Raw genomic sequence first — 2,071 nt, forward strand, 5'->3', positions numbered from 1 at the left:
GTTATAGTCTCGTGGGCTCGGAGATGTGTATAAGAGACAGGGGTGGGACCGGCCATGCCGGGCTTTCTGCTGGCCGCGGTCTTCGCCGCCACGCTGGCGAAGGCGCCCGTCCTGCTGGGCCTCGCCGCCATCGCCCTGCCCGCCGCCGCCCAGGCCGCGACGCTCGCCGGCCGGGCGCGGGCCGCGGCGGAGGACACCGTTTTGCTGGCGGCGCGCGGACGCGGGATGGACGGCCCTGCCCTGCTGTGGCGGCTCGTCCTGCCGCTGGGGCTGTCGGCGGCGATGGGCGGCCTGCGCAGCGCCGTGGCCGGAACGGTGACCGCGGCCGTGGCGGTGGAAAGCCTGTTCGGCCGCACCGGTGCCGGACAACTGTTCGTCGAGGCGGCGCGCGCCGGGGACACCGGCATGGCCGTCGCCGCGCTCGCCGGTCTGTGCGGCCTCGCCGTGCTGCTGGGCGCCCTGGGCGGCGCGCTGCACGGCCGGATCGACCCACGGGTCCGGATGGCCTGATGCACGGACCTGCCGGCACCGACTCCCGCACCGATCCTCATTGGCGCGACGGCCCCTGGCAGAAGGCCGGGCAGCGGCTGACCGCGCACCGGCCCGCCGCCGCGGGGCTGGCCGTTCTCGCGGCGCTGATGCTGGCGGTCGCGACGGGCCTCGTCGTCGGGGGCGGCCCGGTGGGGGCGGCGCTGGCCGCCGGGCACCAGAGCCTGACCTTCGCGCTGCTCGGCGGGCTGGGCGGGGCCGCCCTCGGCCTGCTCTGGGGAGGCACCGCGGTCGCCCTGGGCGAGCGGGCGGAGCGGGCGATGATGGCGCCCGCCATCGCGCTGACCGGCCTTCCTCTGGCGCTGGTCCTGCCGCTGGCCGGCGGATTGCTGGGTGCGGATCGCGGGCTGGCGCCGATGGCCGTGGTGACCGCCCTGATCGCCGCCCCCGCGGTGGCCGTCATCACGCGGGACGAGCTGCGCGCCCTGCTGCGGCGGGAGTTTCTGAGCGCCGTCGAGGCCGCCGGTATCCCCAACGGACGCCGGCTGCGCCGCCACATCCTGCCCAACGCCGTCCTGCCGCTCGCCGCGGCGGCCTGGACCGCCCTTCCCCGCGCCCTGATGGCGGAAAGCCTCGCCAGCTTGCTCGGCCTCGGCCTGCCGGAGGGGGTGACCGGCTGGGGAACCGCCATCGGCGCGGCGGCGCGGGCGGGCGACGCCACGGCGCTGGCCGGCCCGGCCCTGCTGCTGGCGCTGACGCTGTGGGCGCTGCACGGGGTGGGCGACGGGATGCGGCTGGCCTTCTCCACGACCGGAGGGCGCCGGTGAGCGGATCGGAAGAGCGCGCGCCGCTGCGGGTGGAGGGGCTGTCCCTGCTGACCAGCCGCGACATCCTGCTCGACCGGCTGAGCTTCGCCGTCACGGCCGGTGAGGTGCTGGCCCTGTCAGGCGGCGCCGGGGCCGGCAAGACGCTGCTGCTGCGCGCGCTGGCCGGCCTCGCGCCCAAGGGCATCACGGTGCTGGGCGACATCCACATCCGAGGGCGGCGCATCCTGGTCACCCAGGACGGCGCCCTGGACCCGCTTCGCACGCTGGGCGCTCAGTTCGTGGACCTGCTGGCCTGCCAGTCCGGGATGGACGAGCGCACCGCCCTGCGCTGCGCCGCCGAGGCGCTGGAGCGCTTCCAGGTGCCCGCCGCCGCGCGCCGGCTGGCGCTCCACCCGCATGAGCTGGGCGAGGCGATGCGCTGGCGGGCCGCACTGGCGCTGGCCATGGCGGCGCAGCCGGCGCTGCTGCTCGCCGACTCCCCCGCCGCCGCGCTCGACCCCACTCAGCGCGTCCGCCTGCTGAGCGACCTCGCCGCCTGGACGCGGGAAGCCGGAACGGCGCTGCTGCTGGCCGGACGCCCGCACCACGACCCAATCAAGGCCGATCCAATCCAGGCCGATCCGGTTCCTTCCGGTCTGGCCGACCGCCGCCTGATCCTGGCCCATGGGCGTCTGGAAGAACCGGAGGAGGGGCTCACCCCCGCCCCGCCCACGGTCTGTCTCTTATACACATCTCCGAGCCCACGAGACTATAAC

3 protein-coding genes are annotated in these 2,071 nt (G+C 76.2%); all 3 read left to right on the forward strand.

What is annotated here, in order from left to right:
* The first annotated feature begins 54 nt into the window (after positions 1 to 54).
* Positions 55 to 510: an ABC transporter permease subunit gene (locus Q4I23_RS32340; protein WP_498528956.1), complete on the forward strand. Its 456-nt coding sequence runs from the start codon at positions 55 to 57 to the stop codon at positions 508 to 510.
* Positions 510 to 1,316, forward strand: a complete 807-nt coding sequence (locus Q4I23_RS32345; protein ID WP_498528957.1) for an ABC transporter permease subunit — start codon at positions 510 to 512, stop codon at positions 1,314 to 1,316. Before Q4I23_RS32340 ends, Q4I23_RS32345 begins: the two co-directional genes overlap by 1 nt.
* 29 nt (positions 1,317 to 1,345) lie before the next feature.
* A partial coding sequence (locus Q4I23_RS32350; RefSeq protein ID WP_498528958.1) for an ATP-binding cassette domain-containing protein occupies positions 1,346 to 2,071 on the forward strand: 726 nt, incomplete at its 3' end.

This window comes from Azospirillum sp. UFLA03-27 (assembly GCF_059803775.1).